This is a genomic window from Streptosporangium pseudovulgare (genome assembly GCF_014648055.1).
In the GTDB taxonomy this organism is placed as follows: Bacteria; Actinomycetota; Actinomycetes; order Streptosporangiales; family Streptosporangiaceae; genus Streptosporangium; species Streptosporangium pseudovulgare.
Genome location: NZ_BMQJ01000024.1, coordinates 81,690 through 97,566 on the forward strand (window position 1 = coordinate 81,690; position 15,877 = coordinate 97,566).

Here is a 15,877-nt window from a genome sequence, read left to right on the forward strand (position 1 = left end):
GGGCCCGTGCGGGGGCCCGTGCGGGGGCCCGGCCGGCGACGCGGCGGGCCGGGCGGAACGGGAGCCGGGTGGAGCCGTTCAGCGGTGGAGGTAGTCCACCAGGTGCGCCTTCTCGGTCTCCAGCGCCTCGATGGCGCTCTTGACCACGTCGCCGATGCTGACGATCCCGGCGAGCCGGTCGTCCACCACCACCGGCACGTGCCGGATGCGGTGCGTGGTCATGGTCTGGCGCAGGTCCTCTACCTTGACGCCGGGACCGCAGGTGCGGACCTCGGTGGTCATGATGGCCGACACGGGCGCGTCCAGCACGGCGGCGCCGCGCTCGTTGAGGCCGCGGACCACGTCGCGCTCGGAGACGATGCCGCTGATCGAGGAGCCGTCGTCGGACACCACCGCGGCGCCGATGTTGTTGTCGGCCAGTACGGCCAGCAGCTCCGTCACCGTCGAGCGGGGACGGACGGTGACCACGTGGTTTCCCTTTTTGGCGAGGAGCGCACCGATGAGCATCGAGACCACCTGGGTGTGCGGGCTGGGTGGGGGTGTCTGTTTCCTGCCCGGCGGGCTTCCGGGCTAAGCCTCCGCCCGTGCCCTGTCCCGGTGACGGGACCGTCCGTCACGGCCGCCGGGGACCGGTGCCTCGTGACGCGGGGGCGGCGTGTCACGGCGCGGGGGCGGCGTGTCACGGTGCGGGCAGCAGCCGGACGGCGTCGAGGGCCAGGGCCAGCTCCACGATGTCCAGTGGGCGGGTCAGCGAGCGCCCGGTGAGCTGCTCGATGCGCCGGATGCGGTTGAAGACGGTGTTGCGGTGGCAGTACAGCCGCCCGGCGGCGCGCACCGCCGACCCCTCGCAGCGCAGCCACGCCTCCAGGGTGCCGAGCAGGACCTCCCGGTCCCCCGGGTCGAGGGCGAGCAGGGGCCGCAGGACGGCCGCGCTGAGGTGCCCCGCCAGCTCGGGCTGGCTCACCACCAGGGCCGCCGGCAGCCGGTCCTCCAGCCTGGCCACCTGCGGCCCCTCCCCCGCGCAGGTCCGCAGGGCCACCTCGGCGAGGCGGCGGGCCCTGCCCAGCTCGGCCAGGCTCCCCACCACCGGACTGATCCCGGCGTGCCCGGCGACGTGGGGCTCCAGTCCGCGGGTCAGGTCGCCGGACTGCGCGTCGTGCAGCAGGACGACGGCGACCTCGTGGTCCGAGCGCATCCGCCACAGCAGCCGCATGGTCCCCAGCACGGCCGGCCGGGGGGCGTCGCGCCCGTGGCCCTGGCGTCCCGGCGGCCGGGTGACGACCACGGCGTAGCGGGCGAGCTCCGGCACGTCGAGCGCGGCGGCGGCGCTGCGGACCAGGGCGGCGTCGGCCCGGTCCTCCAGGAGGGCGTCGAGCAGCGCCTGGATCCGCTCCGCCGTACGGCCGCACATCTCGGCCTCGCGGCGGCGGTAGGCGTCGGCCGCGGCGACCGCCTGGCGGTCGATGGCGTGCCAGAACCGGGTGGCGCCGCGGACGAGCACCGGCAGGCTCTCCGGCTCCTCGCCGGCGACGGCCTCGATGAGGCCCTCCCACACCACCTGGGCGGAGGCCCGGTAGCTGCGCAGCAGCGAGTCCATGGGCAGCCCCTGCTCGGCGCGGCGCCGGGCGGTCGCCTCGGCCTGGGTGACGTCGCGGCGCTCCTCGCGGGGCAGCAGGATCGCGCCGATCCCGTGCCGCATGGCGTCGTGGACGCTCTGCCAGTGGTCGTCGGCGGGCACCAGCCGGCGGTACGCCTCGTCGGTGTCGCGCGTCCTGGCGACGAGCTCGTCGGTGAGCTCCGAGAGGCGTCGCAGCAGTTGTTCGGCGGCCAGGGACATGATCCGGCCGACCTCGGCGTCCACGGCTCCGCGTGTCCCCATCTGTCAATCGTGTCAGGACCCGCCGTTGCGGAACAAGATTCTGTCCCGTTTGTGATCCGTCGCTGTGCAGGCGCACAACCTCCACCCGCCGCGTGTGGGCGTGAGCCCCGACTTCACCCGGGCCTATGGACGGCGGCGGGCCGCCTGGGTTGGGTGCGTTCATCGGCTGTCAGGAGGCCACGGGAGGCAATGCATGGAGGCCCGCCGTCAGGAGGCGCGCACGGACGCCCACGATTCCCCGCCACCGGCGGAGCCCCGGGATCCCCCGGAGCCCGCGCGACCCGCGGGACCCGTGAGAACCGCGGAGGCCGCGGAGGCCGCGGAGGCCGGGCTGGTCGTCAGGGACCTGGCGGCGGGCTACGGCCCGGTGACGGCCCTGCGCGGTGTCTCACTGGAGGTGCCGCGCGGCTCGGTCGTGGCGGTGCTCGGCGGCAACGGAGCCGGCAAGTCGACCCTGCTGCGCGCCGTCTCCGGCACCCTTCGCTTCCACCGGGGCGGGATCGCGGCGGGTGAGGTCTCCTTCGGCGGGAGGAGGCTGTCCGGCGCGGACCCCTCGGCGGTCGTGGCGTGCGGGGTCGTCCAGGTGCCCGAGGGGCGGCGGATCTTCGCGCGGATGACCGTGGCGGAGAACCTGCGGGCCGGCGCGCTCGGCGCACGCGGCGCGCGCGGCCGCCGGGCCGCGGCCGAGGCCAGGGACCGGGTGCTGACGCTCTTCCCCGTGCTGGCCGAGCGCGCCCGGCAGCGCGCGGGCCTGCTGTCCGGGGGCGAGCAGCAGATGCTGGCCATCGGCCGGGCGCTGATGGCCAGGCCGGTGATGCTGCTGCTCGACGAGCCGACCCTGGGGCTGGCGCCGATGGCGGCGGCGCGGATCGCCGACACCGTCCGCGAGATCAACGCGCAGGGGACGACGGTGCTCCTGGTGGAGCAGAACGCCGCCATGGCCCTGTCGCTCGCCCGCCACGCCTACGTGCTGGAGGTCGGCGAGGTGGCCCTGTCCGGTCCCGCGGCCGAGCTGGCCGCGAGCGACGAGGTGCGCCGCCGCTACCTGGGGATCGGCGACGACCCCGCCGCGCCGGCCGGCGGAGCCCCCGCGACCCGGCCCGCCCTGGCCAGGTGGCCGGGATGACCCTCGACGCGTCCCGGCAGCCCTTCGGAGAGCACCCATGAGCGAGACATACCAACCGGACGGTACGGCTCTGCCCACCGGGGCCCGGTCCTCCCACGCCGAAACCCCCGCCGAAACCCATGCCGGAGCCCCCGGCTCCCACGGGGGCGCCGGGGGCTCCGGCGGCCGCGGGGACGGCGGCCCGCCCGCGCGGCTCACCGTACGCGACCTCACCGTGCGGTTCGCCGGGCTCACCGCGCTCGACGCGGTCGGATTCACCGTCGAGCCCGGCAGCGTCCACGCGGTCATCGGCCCCAACGGGGCGGGCAAGTCGACCTGCTTCAACGTGCTGTCCGGGGTCTACCGGGCCACCTCGGGCAGCGTGCGGTTCGGCGACGCGGAACTGACCGTCCTGCCGCCGCACCGCATCGCGGCCCTGGGCGTGGCGCGGACGTTCCAGAACATCGCCCTGTCCCCCCGCCTGCCGGTGCGGGACAACCTCATGCTCGGCAGGCACCGGCTGACCCGTGCCGGGTTCCTGTCGTGCGGCCTGCGGCTGCCGTCCGCCCGGCGGGAGGCCGCCCGGCACGGCGAGCGGGTCGAGGAGATCGCCGCCTTCGTCGGCCTCACCGGCCTGCTCGCCACACCGGTCGGGCTCCTGCCGTACGGCGTGCAGAAGCGGGTCGAGCTGGCCCGCGCCCTGTGCATGGAGCCGCGGCTGCTGCTGCTCGACGAGCCGGTGGCCGGCATGACCGGCGGCGAGCGGCGCGACATGGCCGGGCTGATCGCCGCCGTCCGGGAGAGCCTCGGCATCTCGATCCTGCTGGTGGAACACGACATGGGGATGGTCATGCGGCTCGCGGACACCGTCACGGTCCTGGACTTCGGCCGGCGCATCGCGCACGGCCCTCCGGAGGAGGTCCAGTCCGACCCCGGGGTCGTCCGGGCCTACCTGGGCACGGCGGGCCCGGACGAGACGGCGGACCGGAACGGGACCGTGGACTTACCCGGGGAGGCGGACGGGGAGGGCGCCCCGTGACCACCTTCCTGGAGCTGCTGGTGAACGGGGTCTCCATCGGCGCGGTGTACGCGCTGATAGCCCTCGGATTCGTGATCATCTTCAGGGCGACCGAGGTGGTGAACTTCGCCCACGCCTCACTGCTGCTGGCCGGCGGCTACGTCGTCGCGCGGCTGCACCCGTCGATCGGCTTCTGGGCCGCGCTGGCGGCCGGCGTCGCGGCCGCGGCCGCCGTCGGGGCCCTGGTCGAGTTCCTGATCATCCGCCGGGCGAACACGGCCTCCCACGGCGTCCTCGCCATCGTGACGATCGGCGTGGACATCGTGCTGACGACCGAGCTGACCCGGCGGATCGGCACCGACGTGCTCGCCCTGGGCGACCCGTGGCGCGACCGGGTGGTGCGCCTGGGGCCCGTCAGCGTCGCCGAGACCCGCCTTGTCGCGCTGGCCGTCGCGGCGGCCCTCATCGCCGCGTTCCTGCTGGCGTTCCGGCACACCGGCTGGGGGGTGGCCATGCGCGCCACCGCCGAGGACGCCGAGGCCGCCGCGCTGATGGGCGTGCGGCGCGGGCGGGTGTCGATGGGCGCCTGGGCGGTCGCCGGGGCCCTCGCCGCCGTCGCGGCCCTGTTCCTGTGCGTGTTCCCCACGCCGGGGCTGGACCGCGGCACCGCCTTCGCCGCCATGAAGGCGTTCCCCGCGGCGATCCTCGGCGGCCTGGACTCGACCACCGGGGCGCTGGCGGGCGGCCTGGTCATCGGGGTGACCGAGACCCTGGTGACCGGCTACCAGAACGACCTGGCCTTCCTCGGCCGGGGCGCCGGTGACGTCGCGCCGTTCCTGGTGATGGTCGTGGTGCTGCTCATCCGCCCCGCGGGGCTGTTCGGGACGAAGGAGCCGGCGCGTGTCTGACAGGCCCACCGAGGACAGGCCCACCGGGGACGGACGCGCCGAGGGCGGACGCGCCGGGGCGCTCCCCCGCGGGCTCACCGGGAACGGTCTCGCCAGGATCCTCACCCGGTCGGCGGCGGTCGCCGTCGCGGTCGCCGTGCCGTTCTACCTGGAGGGCTTCTGGCTCCAGGCGGGGCTGTTCGCGATGTCGGCGGCCGTCGGGGCGATCGGCCTCAACCTGCTGACCGGCGCGACCGGCCAGCTGTCCATGGGCCACGCGTTCTTCCTCGCGGTCGGCGCCTACTGCTACGTCCACCTCTCCGCCGAGCCGGAGGGCGGCCTGGGCGGGCTGGGCCTGCCCACCCCGCTGGCGGCGGTGCTGGCGGTGCTCGCCGCGGGCGTCGCGGGCGGGGTGTTCAGTCCCATCGCCGGCCGCCTGAAGGGCGCCTACCTCGGCATCGCCACGCTCGCCCTGATCTTCCTCGGCCAGCACGTCCTGTTCAACGCCACCCCCGTGACGGGCGGCTACAACGGCCGCCCGGTGCCGCCCATGGAGCTGTTCGGATTCGTCTTCGCCGACTCCCCGGCCCTCGTCGTCGCCCGGGTGCCGTTCGGGGCGCTGGAGCGGCTGTGGTTCCTCGGGCTGGCCGTGCTGGTCTGCGCGGCCGTCTTCGCCCGGGGGGTGCTGGCCGGGCGGCCGGGCCGGGCCATGAACACCATCCGCGACCACGAGATCGCGGCCGGGGTGATGGGCGTGCCGGTGGCCCGCTACCGCGCGGGCGTGTTCGTGCTGTCGTCGATGTACGGCGGGCTGGCCGGGGTGCTGCTCGCCCTGGCCTTCCAGCGGACGGTGCCGGAGTACTTCGGCCTCCTGCTCTCCCTCGACTACCTCGCCATGATCGTCATCGGCGGGCTCGGGTCGGTCGCGGGGGCGGTGGCCGGCGCCGTCTTCGTCTCGATGCTGCCCCAGTTGCTGACCCGATACGGCGACGCCCTGCCGCTGGTCGCCCAGCCCGGTTCCGGCGGCGTCTCCCCCGCCGAGGCCGCCCGGATCCTGTACGGCGCCGCGGTCGTCGCGGTCGTGCTGTTCCTGCCGGGCGGGCTGCTGGGCCTGGCGGGCCGGTTGCGCCCCCGCCCGGCCCGCAGTACCTCCTCCGTTCGCCGTACCTCCCCGGCGGATCCGGCGCGCCCGGCGGACCCGGCGGGCCCGGACCGCCGGGCCGTACCCGCCGCGGAGACCGGGCGGGCCGGGAAGCCCGGGAAGCCGGAGAAGTCCGACAGGACCTCGTTCAAGACCTCGTTGAACCCGTCCCCCGATGATTAGGAGCCGACGTTGCCCTCCACCCTCCCCTCAGCTCCCCCGCCGGGCCGCGCGGGCACGCCCGCGGCCCCGGCCCGGCGGATCGCGGCGCTCGCCGTCCTCGTCCTGGCCCTCGCCCCCGCGGTCGCCTCGTGCGCGAGCGGGAAGGCCACCGGCGGCGGTCCGGCCGTCGGCGGCGACGGGGTGAAGACCGGCCCCGGCGTCACGGCGGACACGATCACGGTCGGCGTCATGACCGACCTGACCGGCCCCTACGCCTCCTTCGGCAAGAGCCTGACCCAGGCGCAGCAGCTGTACTTCGAGCAGGTCAACGCGGCGGGCGGGGTGTGCGGCCGGAAGATCCAGGCCGTGGTGCGCGACCACGGCTACGACGTGCAGAAGGCCGTGACCGCCTACACCGAGATCGCCCCGAGGTCGGTGGCGATCGCCCACTTCATCGGCTCTCCCATGGTCGTCGCCCTCAAACAGCGCATCGAGGCCGACCAGATGTTCACCGTCCCGATGGCCTGGGCCACCGGACTGCTGGGGAGCAGGCCCATCCAGGTGACCGCCACCACCTACGACATCGACATGATCAACGGGGTGGACTTCCTGGTCAGGAAGAAGGGGATCAAGAAGGGGGACAGGATCGGCCACCTGTACTTCGAGGGGGACTACGGCGAGAGCGCGCTGAACGGCTCCAGGTACGCCGCGGAGAAGCTCGGCCTGGAGATCGTCGAGCAGAAGATCAAGGCGACCGACCAGGACATGAGCGCCCAGGTCGCCGCCTTCAAGGCCGAGGGCGTCAAGGCGGTGCTGGTGTCGGTCGGCCCCCGGCAGACCGCCTCCCTCGTGGGCGTCTCGCTGGCCAGGGGCATGGACGTGCCGTTCGTCGGCAGCAACTCCGCCTACTCCCCGCAGCTGCTGCCCACCCCGGCCGGGCCCGCGCTGCTGAAGGACTTCTACGTCATGACCGGCGGCGCCCCGATCAGCTCCCCGCTGCCCGCGATGAGGAAGCTCGCCGCCGACTACCGGGCCAAATATCCGGGGCAGACCGTCGACAGCGGCGTGGCCACCGGCTACTCCGCCGCCGCGATGGTCGGCGACGCGCTGCGGGAGGCGTGCGCGGCCAAGGACCTGAGCCGCGCCGGCGTCGTGGCCGCGCACCGCACCCGGTCCTCCTGGGGCGGCGAGTACGGCGTGCCGATGGACTTCACGGTGTTCGACCGGCCCGCCTCCCGCGCGTCGTTCGTCACCAAGCCGGACAAGGACGCGATCGGCGGCGCCGTGGTGTTCGAGGAGGCGGCGGTGTCGGACCTGGCGAAGGAGTACCGGGTGCCGGTCGGCTGACCGTTCACGCGAAGCGGGTCACCGGCCGGCCGCCCGGCCCGGCGAGGCGGGCGCCGGCCGCCCGGCCGGGTGGGGAAGCGCCGGGTGGAGAAGCGTCGGGGGAAGCGCCGGGAGGGAAGCGCCGGATGGCGGCCACCCGCCTCGCCGGCCGCCGCGGTCCGCGTTCCCGTATCGGGGATGCGGGCCGCATCTCCCGGTTGTAGCGTGTGAAATACCACAAGCCTTCGCTCCCGGGGATCCGATGACCGACAAGCTGAACACCGGCAGCCATGACCTGCCCGTCTCCGACGCACTCGCCGAGTTCATGACGACCGGCTGGGCCGACAGCCGCCGTGACGACGTGGCGGCGCTGCCGGTGGCCGCCTACACGGCCAAGCGACGCGCCGCGCTCGCGGCGCGGTTCCCCGGTGAGCGCCTCGTCATCCCGTCCGGCACGCTCAAGGTCCGCAGCAACGACAACGACTACCGGTTCCGCCCGCACAGCGCGTTCACCTACCTCACCGGTGACCAGGAGCCCGACGACGTCCTGGTGATCGACCCGTCCGGGGAGGCGACGCTGTTCCTGCGTCCCCGCTCGCCGCGCTCGGCCCCCGGGGCGGCCGGGCAGGAGTTCTACCGCGACCGCCGCTACGGGGAGTTCTGGGTAGGTCGCCGCCCCGACCTCGCCGAGGCCGAGGCGCTCTACCTCCTCGACTGCGCGCCGATCGACCGCCTGGACGACGCGCTCGGCGGCCCGGCGCGGGTGCTGCGCGGGGTGGACGCCTCGGTGGACGCCCGGGTGGCCCCGCACGACGGGGACGCCGAACTGGAGGCGTTCCTCTCGGAGATGCGGCTGATCAAGGACGAGTGGGAGGTCGCCGAGCTGCAGTTCTCCGTGGACGCGACCGTGCGCGGCTTCGAGGACGTCGTGCGGGCGCTGCCCGCGGCGCTGGCCCACCGCCGCGGCGAGCGCTACCTGGAGGGGGTCTTCGGCCTGCGGGCCCGCCTGGAGGGCAACGCGGTCGGCTACGAGAGCATCGTCGCCTCCGGCGCCCACGCGTGCGTGCTGCACTGGATCCGCAACGACGGCCGGCTGAACCCCGACGACCTGCTGCTGCTCGACGCGGGCGTGGAGACCGACGGCCTCTACACCGCGGACGTCACCCGGACCATGCCGATCTCCGGGCGGTTCGGCCCGGTCCAGCGGCAGGTCTACGAGCTGGTCTACGAGGCCCAGAGCGCGGCGATCGACGCGCTGCGGCCCGGGGCGCGGTTCCGCGACTTCCACCGGACGGCCATGCGGGTCATCGCCGAGGGGCTGCGCGACTGGGGCGTGCTGAAGATCAGCGCGGACGAGGCCATGGAGGCCGGCAGCGGCCTGTACCGCCGCTACACGCTGTGCAGCAGCGGCCACATGCTCGGCATGGACGTCCACGACTGCGCCAGGGCCCGCGCGGAGGTCTATCTGGACGGCGTGCTGGAGGAGGGTCAGGTGCTCACCGTCGAGCCCGGCCTCTACCTGCAGCCGGACGACCTGACGCTGCCGCCGGAGCTGCGGGGCATCGGCGTGCGGATCGAGGACGACCTCGTCATCACCGCCGACGGCGCCCGCCTGATGTCGGCGGGGCTGCCCCGCCACCCCGACGAGATCGAGGGCTGGATGGCCGCGCTCTCCGCCTGACCGCCCGCCGTACGGTGACGTCCGTACGGCATGCCCGGGCAGCGACGTCCGCACGGCGCGCCCGGGCGGTGACGTCCGTACGGCGTGTTCGGACGGCGGTCTTCGGGCGGCGGGGAACCATGATCGCCCGGCCGGAGCGCACAAAACGTACCAAATTAGGACGGTACGTGACGTGCCGGGCACGCTCCGCCAGGGAAGACTTGCCGTGGAGGGCCGCCGTACGGAGGCCCGGAGGCGATACGGCGAGCCCCGCCGCCCGCCGGTCGCCGCACCGCCGCGATCGGGAGCAGGGCCGCCGTGATCAGGAGCAGCAGTTGAGCCAGGCGCCTCGGCAGCCGGGCGAGGGGGCTGCTCCCCGGGGAGCGGACCCGGCCCGCGGCGGGGCACCCGACCACGGTGAAGCTCCCGACCACGGTGAAGCTCCCGGCCACGGTGAAGCTCCCGGCGGCGACCTGGTCTCCGGCGACGGGGGACCCCCCACCCAGCCGAGCCCGGAGGCCAGGCCGGGCGGGACGGACCCGGGACACCCGGCCGCCCGTCACACGGCCGCGGCCCGGGCGGGTCCGCACCGGTCGAGCACCGGCCCGGACCAGGTGGAACCGGACATCGGTCCCGACCAGGTGGAACCGGACATCGGTCCGGTCCGGATGGAGCCGGACCGGGCGGGCCCCGATCCGGGCCGGGCGGACGCGGGCACGGCGGTTCCGCACCGAGCGGGCGCGGGTCCGGTGGTTCCGGGCGGGACGGCCGCGGCCCGGGTGGGCAGGGGTCCGGTGGCCCCGGGCCGGGCGACCGCCGGCCGGGCCGGCGTCATCGCGGCGGCGGCCGTGGCGGGGATGCTCGCGGCCACCGCGACGGCCGCGTTCCAGTGGAGGACCGCCGACCGGCTCCGGCAGGAGGAGTCCGAGCGCGCGGCGGTGGCGGCGCGGGCGCGCGAGTTCGCCGTGGCGCTGCAGACCTACGACTACGCGGACCTGCGGGCCTGCCGCGACCGGGTCCGCGCCGTGTCCAGTGAGCGGTTCGAGAGGACCTATGACGAGGTCTTCGCGAGGCTCAAGGACGCGATCATCTCGCTGCGAGCGCGTTCGGCCGCCTCGGTGCGGGACGTCTACGTCTCCGGGGTCGCCCCGGAGCGGGCGAGGGCGGTCACCGTGGTGGACTCCACGGTGACCAGCACCGCGGGCACCCGGCGGCTCCTGGGCACCTACCTGCGGCTCGACCTGGTCAGGGCGGGCGGGCGCTGGGAGGTCGACGGCACGACGGTCATGGGCACGGCCGACGAGCTGGTCACCGACTCCCAGGGCCGGACCGTGACGCCGTCCCCCGGCCCTTCCGGGAACGCCGCGGGAGACGGCTCCGCGGACGGCTCCGGAGAGGACGAGTAGGACCCGGGTCCCGCCGTTCAGGAGTCGCGGTCCGCCACCCGGCGATGGCCACGGGACGGCCTGCCCGGGGTGGGGTCGAGGAAGACGTGCGAGATCGACGGGAAGCGCTCCCGGAGCCGCTCCTCCACCCGGTCGGCGGCCCGCTCCAGGGCGGCTCCCGTGGTCTCGTCGAGGAAGTCGACGCGGGCGGCGACCATCACCTCGGACGGCCCGAGCATCATGGTCAGCAGCTCCACCACGTTCTCGACCTCGGGCTGGGCGAGCATCTCCCGCTCGATCTCCTTCCTGATCCGCTCGGGCGCGGCCTGGCCCATCAGCAGGGAGACGTTGGCGTAGATGAGGTGGGCGGCGACGCCCAGCAGCAGCAGGCCGATGGCCACCGAGGCGACGCCGTCCCACACGGGGTCGCCGGTCATCTCGTAGGCCAGCAGGCCGCAGGCGGCGATCACCAGGCCCGCCAGCGCGGCGGCGTCCTCGAAGAGCACGGCCTTGACCGCGGTGTCGGAGGTCCGGGCGACGTAGCGCTGCGGGGTGACCCTGACCCGGGCCGCCTCCGAGCGCACCTGCGACAGCGCCTTGAAGAAGGAGACCGACTCGATCACGAACGAGATCACGAGGACGGCGTAGGAGACCCTCAGGTCGGCGAGTTCCTCGCCGTTGATGATCTCCTGCACGCCGTGGGTGATCGAGAAGCCGGCGCCGCCGATGAGGGTGGCGAAGGCCGCCATCAGCGCCCAGAAGAACCCCGCCATGCCGTGCCCGAACGGGTGGCGGGCGTCGGGAGGGCTGTCGGACCGGCGGACCGCGACGAACAGCAGTGCCTCGGTGACCGTGTCGGCGGCGGAGTGCGCGGCCTCGGACATCATCGCCGCCGAGGAGCTCATCAGGCCGGCGACCAGCTTGGCGATGGCGATGGCGAGGTTGGCGAGGCCGGCCACGACGACGGTGCCGAGGCTCTCCGAGCCGGGCTTCTCCTGGCCGTTCCTGTCCGCTTCGGGGTCGTTCACTGGAATCTCCGCTGTCTGGCCACTGTACGCCCGGGGTCTCGTTCCTCCCAGCCGGAGGGCGAAACCTCACCGGCCGGGGCGGACCCCCCGGGAATAGTTGAATCTTCACCCATGTTGCGAAGAAAAAAGGGACACAAGCCGCTTAGGAGTACATATGTCGCTCACCCTCTCCCCCGAAGCACAGGCCCTCCTCTTCCGCGACGCCCGCACGGCGAACACCTTCAGCGACGAACCGGTCACCGAGGATCAGGTGCGGGCGATCTACGACCTGGTGAAGTACGCCCCGACCGCCATGAACGGCCAGCCCCTCCGCATCGTCCTGGTGCGCTCCGCCGAGGCCCGGGAGCGCCTGGTGTCCCTGATGGCCCCGGGCAACCAGGCGAAGACCGCCGCCGCCCCGCTGGTCGCCATCCTCGCCGCCGACCTGGACTTCCACGAGGAGCTGCCGAAGGTCTTCCCGCACGCGGCGGGCGCCAGGGAACGGTTCGCGGCCGACGAGGCGAGCCGGGCCCGCACCGCCACGTTCAACGCGGCCCTGCAGGTCGGCTACTTCATCCTCGGGGTCCGCGCCGCGGGCCTGGCCGCCGGGCCGATGGCCGGCTACGACGCCGACGGCATCGACAAGGAGTTCCTCGACGACGCCCACACCGTCATGGCGGTGGTCAACATCGGCAGGCCCGGGGAGAACGCCTGGTTCGACCGCCTTCCCCGCCTCCCCTACGACGAGGTCGTCACCACCGTCTGAGAACCGCCCGCCCGGGGAGCCGCCCGCCCACGAACCCCCGCCCCGGAGCCGCCCGCCCACGAACCGCCCGCCCCAGAATCGCCCGCCCGCGAACCACCCGTCCGCGAACCGCCCGGAGGATGGGACCCTACGGAGGACGGAACCGTACGGAAGACGAGAGCGTACGGAGGACGCCCGCCCCGCCGGTGTGGCGCGTCCCCGCCCCGGGGAAAGGGCGTTCCACCGTTTTCCGGTAAGTTCTGATCCATGGACGGGGAGCGGAACCGGCACGGCGGGCGCGGCGGGCGTCTCGCCCGGGCCGTCCCGTGTGGCGGGGAGAGAAGGTGATCGGCCGGTGAACGACGAGGAGACCCGCTGGCTCAGCTCCATGGAGCAGCGCGCCTGGCGTGCCTACCTCGACGCCTACCGGCTCCTGGAGCACCGCCTCGATCGCGAGCTGCACTCCTTCGGGCTGTCCATCAACGACTACCAGATCCTGGTCAACCTGTCGGAGAGCCCCGAGCACCGGATGCGCATGAGCGACCTGGCGAGCGCGACGATCCAGTCCCGCAGCCGCCTCTCCCACCAGATCTCCCGGATGGAGGCGGCCGGGCTGGTCACGCGGGAGAACTGCGCCGACGACCGGCGCGGCACCTTCGCCGTGCTGACCGAGCACGGCTGGGCCACCATCCAGAAGGTCGCCCCGCACCACGTGGCCAGCGTTCGGCGGCACTTCATCGACCTGCTCACCGACGACCAGCTGCACGCGCTGGAGTCCGCCTACTCCCCGGTGGTCGAGCACCTCAAGAGCCTGCGGACGGCGAGCGGAGGCTGACGGGCCCCGGGCCCTGCCGGGAACGGTCCTCCCGGGGCGACGGCCCGCCGGAAGCGGCCCCGGTGCCGCTCCACGGGATCGGTCCCCGGCTCCGCTTCGCCGGGAGCCCTCCCGCCCGCGCCGGGCCGTCCGCGCGGGAACCGGAGGAGGCGAAACCGATATCGCTCCGGCATCGTCCGGCGGCTCCGCGATCGTTACTATCCGGCCATGCCTGGTCGCCGGATCCCCCTCGCCGCGGTGCTCGCCGCGGCGCTCGCCGTACTGTCCCTGACCGCCGCGTGCGGCGGCTCCGACGGGCCGAGCCTGCCCGGCGGGCCGGAGCTGGTGCGGAAGTCGGCGGAGGCGATGCGGGCGGTCACGTCCGTGGCCTTCTCCCTGGAGACCGAGGGCAGCCCCGCCGTGCCGGTCAAGAAGGCGACCGGCCGCCTCAGCGGCACCGGCGACGCCGACGGCACCATCCAGCTCAGTCTGATGGGCACCCTCCAGGAGATCCAGTTCGTCCTCCTCGGCGAGACCGTCCACTTCAAGGGCGTCACCGGCGGCTTCCAGAAGATGCCGCGCAGCCAGCTCGCCACGATCTACGACCCGTCCGCCATCCTCGACCCGGGCAGAGGGGTCGTCCAGCTGATGTCCGGGGCGGTGAACCCCCGGACGGAGGCCGCGGAGAAGGTGGACGGCTCCGACGCCTACAAGGTCTCGGCCACGCTCCCCCACCGGATCCTCGTCACGATGGTCCCGGGCCTCGGCCAGGACGTGAACGGCACGCTCTGGATCGACCGCGCCACCAGCCGCCTGCTCAGGGCCGACCTGCCGCTGGACGGCGGGAAGGTCACCGTCGCCTTCCACGACTACGGCGTGCCGGTGCGGATCACCGCGCCGGCCGGGTGACCCGGTGACCGCCCCCGTCCCCGCTCCCGCCGACGCCCCCTCCCCCGCGTCCCGGACCGCCGGGCGCCGCGCCGCCCTCGGCGTCGGCGGCGTCGCGGTGCTGCTGGCGGCCCTGGACGCCTACGTCGTGGTGACCATCCTGGTGGACGTCGCCGGGGACGCCGGGGTGCCGCTCAACCACCTGGAACGCGCCACCCCGATCGTCACCGGCTTCCTGCTCGGCTACGTCGCGGCCATGCCGCTGCTCGGCGGCCTGTCCGACCGGTACGGCAGGCGCCCGCTGATCCACCTGTGCCTCGCGGGCTTCGCGGCCGGATCGGTCGTCACCGCGCTGGGCGACACCGTCCCCTGGCTGGTGGCCGGGCGGGCGCTGCAGGGCGTCGCGGGCGGCGCGCTGCTGCCCGTCACCATGGCCCTGGTCGCCGACCTGTGGGGCGACCGCGACCGCCCGCTGGCCCTCGGCGTGCTCGGCGCGGCCCAGGAGCTCGGCAGCGTGCTCGGCCCCCTGTACGGCGCGGCCCTCGCCGCCGCGGTCCCGGTGTCCCTGCGGCTGGGCGGTCTCCCGCTCGGCGGCTGGCGGTCGATCTTCTGGCTCAACGTCCCGCTGGCCGCCGTGGCCGCGCTGGCCGTACGGCGGGCCGTGCCGCCCCGCGACCGGGCCGCGTCCCCGGCCGCCCGCGTCGATCTCGTCGGCGGGCTGCTGCTGGCCGCCGCGCTGGGCCTGCTCGTGGCGGGCCTGTACAACCCCGACCCGGGGCGGTCGGTCCTGCCGCCGTGGGGGCCGGCCCTGGTCGTGGCCGGGGCGGTGGCCGCCGCCGGGTTCGCCGTATGGGAGCGGCGGGCCCGGGTCCGCCTGTTCGATCTGGCGGGGGTGGCGCGCACGCCCTTCTTCGCCACGCTCGGGGTGAGCGCGCTGACCGGCGCGGCGCTCATGGTCACGCTCGTGGACGCGCAGCTGACCGCGCAGACCCTCCTCGGGCTGGACGCGCTGGACGGCGCGCTGGTGCTGTCGCGCTTCCTGGTCGCGCTCTGCGTGGCCGCCCTGCTGGGCGGCCCGCTGGTCCGCCGGTACGGCGAGCGCGCGGTGGCGGTCGCCGGGCTGGCGGTGGCCGCGGCCGGTTACCTCCGCATCGGCGGGTGGCCGCTCGACCTGGCCTCCGCCGGTCTCCGGGTGGACGTCGACCTCGCCGTGGCCGGGCTCGGCCTCGGCGCAGTGATCGCCCCCGTCTCCTCGGCGGTCCTGCGGGCCGTGCCCGCGGCCCGGCACGGCGTGGCGTCCGCGGCGGTGGTCGTGGCCCGGATGATGGGCATGCTGCTGGGGATCGCCGCGCTGTCGGCCTGGGGGTTCCACCGGTTCCAGTCCCTCACCGCGAACCTGGACACGCCGCTGCCGTTCGGTGTGGACCCCGCCGTCTACGCGCGGCGGCTCGCCGCCTACGAGGCCCAGGTCAAGGCGGCCCTGCACACCGAGTACGGCGAGATCTTCCTGATCACCGCCGTCCTGTGCGTGATCGGCGCGCTGGCCGCGCTGCTGCTGCCGCGTGGCCGTCCCGCCCCGGCGGAGCCGGATCGTCCCGGGAGACCGTGAGTCTTCCGCACGGTGATCCTCCGCCCCGGCGAAGCCGTCGTCCCGGGTGGCCCTGAGCCTGCCGCGAGCGGGGCGAGCACGTCGTGCGTACCCGCCCCACCGGCACGCGGAGGCCCTACGGCAGAGCCGAGTTCTCCAGTATGGCCGTCAGACCTCTTCGACGCTGCTCGGCTCACGCCGGGACAGGTCGATGCCGAGCTCCTCCGCGGCGCGGAAGACGTCCTCGTCGGTGTCGCGCATCTCGATGGACA

The 15,877-nt window shown here is 74.6% G+C and carries 14 protein-coding genes; 11 read left to right on the forward strand and 3 right to left on the reverse strand.

Annotation, left to right across the window (positions count from 1 at the left end; all coding sequences use genetic code 11):
* Positions 1 to 78: 78 nt before the first annotated feature.
* On the reverse strand, positions 79 to 507 hold the full coding sequence (locus tag IEZ10_RS33595) for a CBS domain-containing protein (RefSeq protein WP_189250547.1): 429 nt from the start codon (positions 505 to 507) through the stop codon (positions 79 to 81).
* Positions 508 to 679: 172 nt separating this feature from the next.
* The gene (locus IEZ10_RS33600; protein ID WP_189250548.1) at positions 680 to 1,879 is read right to left on the reverse strand and encodes a PucR family transcriptional regulator; all 1,200 of its coding nucleotides are present in this window, start codon (positions 1,877 to 1,879) and stop codon (positions 680 to 682) included.
* Positions 1,880 to 2,171: 292 nt separating this feature from the next.
* On the opposite strand from IEZ10_RS33600, the gene IEZ10_RS33605 reads away from it, so the two are divergent.
* From IEZ10_RS33605 to IEZ10_RS33635, 7 genes are all read left to right on the forward strand, one after another.
* Positions 2,172 to 3,005: an ABC transporter ATP-binding protein gene (locus tag IEZ10_RS33605; protein ID WP_373287445.1), complete on the forward strand. Its 834-nt coding sequence runs from the start codon at positions 2,172 to 2,174 to the stop codon at positions 3,003 to 3,005.
* 37 nt (positions 3,006 to 3,042) lie between these two features.
* Positions 3,043 to 4,023, forward strand: a complete 981-nt coding sequence (locus tag IEZ10_RS33610; protein WP_189250550.1) for an ABC transporter ATP-binding protein — start codon at positions 3,043 to 3,045, stop codon at positions 4,021 to 4,023.
* Positions 4,020 to 4,910, forward strand: a complete 891-nt coding sequence (locus tag IEZ10_RS33615; protein WP_189250551.1) for a branched-chain amino acid ABC transporter permease — start codon at positions 4,020 to 4,022, stop codon at positions 4,908 to 4,910. Before IEZ10_RS33610 ends, IEZ10_RS33615 begins: the two co-directional genes overlap by 4 nt.
* A 97-nt stretch (positions 4,911 to 5,007) precedes the next feature.
* Positions 5,008 to 6,213 (forward strand): branched-chain amino acid ABC transporter permease, encoded by a 1,206-nt coding sequence (locus IEZ10_RS33620; RefSeq protein ID WP_229811908.1) that lies wholly within the window; start codon positions 5,008 to 5,010, stop codon positions 6,211 to 6,213.
* A 9-nt stretch (positions 6,214 to 6,222) separates the two neighbouring features.
* Positions 6,223 to 7,539, forward strand: a complete 1,317-nt coding sequence (locus IEZ10_RS33625) for an ABC transporter substrate-binding protein (protein WP_189250552.1) — start codon at positions 6,223 to 6,225, stop codon at positions 7,537 to 7,539.
* Positions 7,540 to 7,780: 241 nt separating this feature from the next.
* Positions 7,781 to 9,199, forward strand: coding sequence for an aminopeptidase P family protein (locus tag IEZ10_RS33630; RefSeq protein WP_189250553.1), 1,419 nt, complete (start codon positions 7,781 to 7,783; stop codon positions 9,197 to 9,199).
* A gap of 773 nt (positions 9,200 to 9,972) precedes the next feature.
* Entirely contained in the window at positions 9,973 to 10,584 is a 612-nt protein-coding gene (locus IEZ10_RS33635) for a hypothetical protein (protein WP_229811903.1), read from the forward strand.
* Between the two features lie 17 nt (positions 10,585 to 10,601).
* Here IEZ10_RS33635 and IEZ10_RS33640 read toward each other — a convergent pair whose 3' ends face one another.
* On the reverse strand, positions 10,602 to 11,591 hold the full coding sequence (locus IEZ10_RS33640) for a cation diffusion facilitator family transporter (protein ID WP_189250555.1): 990 nt from the start codon (positions 11,589 to 11,591) through the stop codon (positions 10,602 to 10,604).
* A gap of 154 nt (positions 11,592 to 11,745) precedes the next feature.
* Here IEZ10_RS33640 and IEZ10_RS33645 point away from each other — a divergent pair, with 154 nt between their 5' ends.
* From IEZ10_RS33645 to IEZ10_RS33660, 4 genes are all read left to right on the forward strand, one after another.
* Entirely contained in the window at positions 11,746 to 12,336 is a 591-nt protein-coding gene (locus IEZ10_RS33645; RefSeq protein WP_189250556.1) for a malonic semialdehyde reductase, read from the forward strand.
* A gap of 334 nt (positions 12,337 to 12,670) precedes the next feature.
* Positions 12,671 to 13,150 carry a MarR family winged helix-turn-helix transcriptional regulator gene (locus IEZ10_RS33650; RefSeq protein ID WP_229811904.1) on the forward strand — a complete coding sequence of 160 codons (480 nt, stop codon included), beginning with the start codon at positions 12,671 to 12,673 and terminating at the stop codon, positions 13,148 to 13,150.
* Positions 13,151 to 13,357: 207 nt separating this feature from the next.
* Complete coding sequence (locus IEZ10_RS33655) at positions 13,358 to 14,038, forward strand: LppX_LprAFG lipoprotein (protein WP_189250557.1); 681 nt, start codon at positions 13,358 to 13,360, stop codon at positions 14,036 to 14,038.
* Between the two features lie 4 nt (positions 14,039 to 14,042).
* Entirely contained in the window at positions 14,043 to 15,626 is a 1,584-nt protein-coding gene (locus tag IEZ10_RS33660) for an MFS transporter (protein WP_189250558.1), read from the forward strand.
* Positions 15,627 to 15,877: the final 251 nt, after the last annotated feature.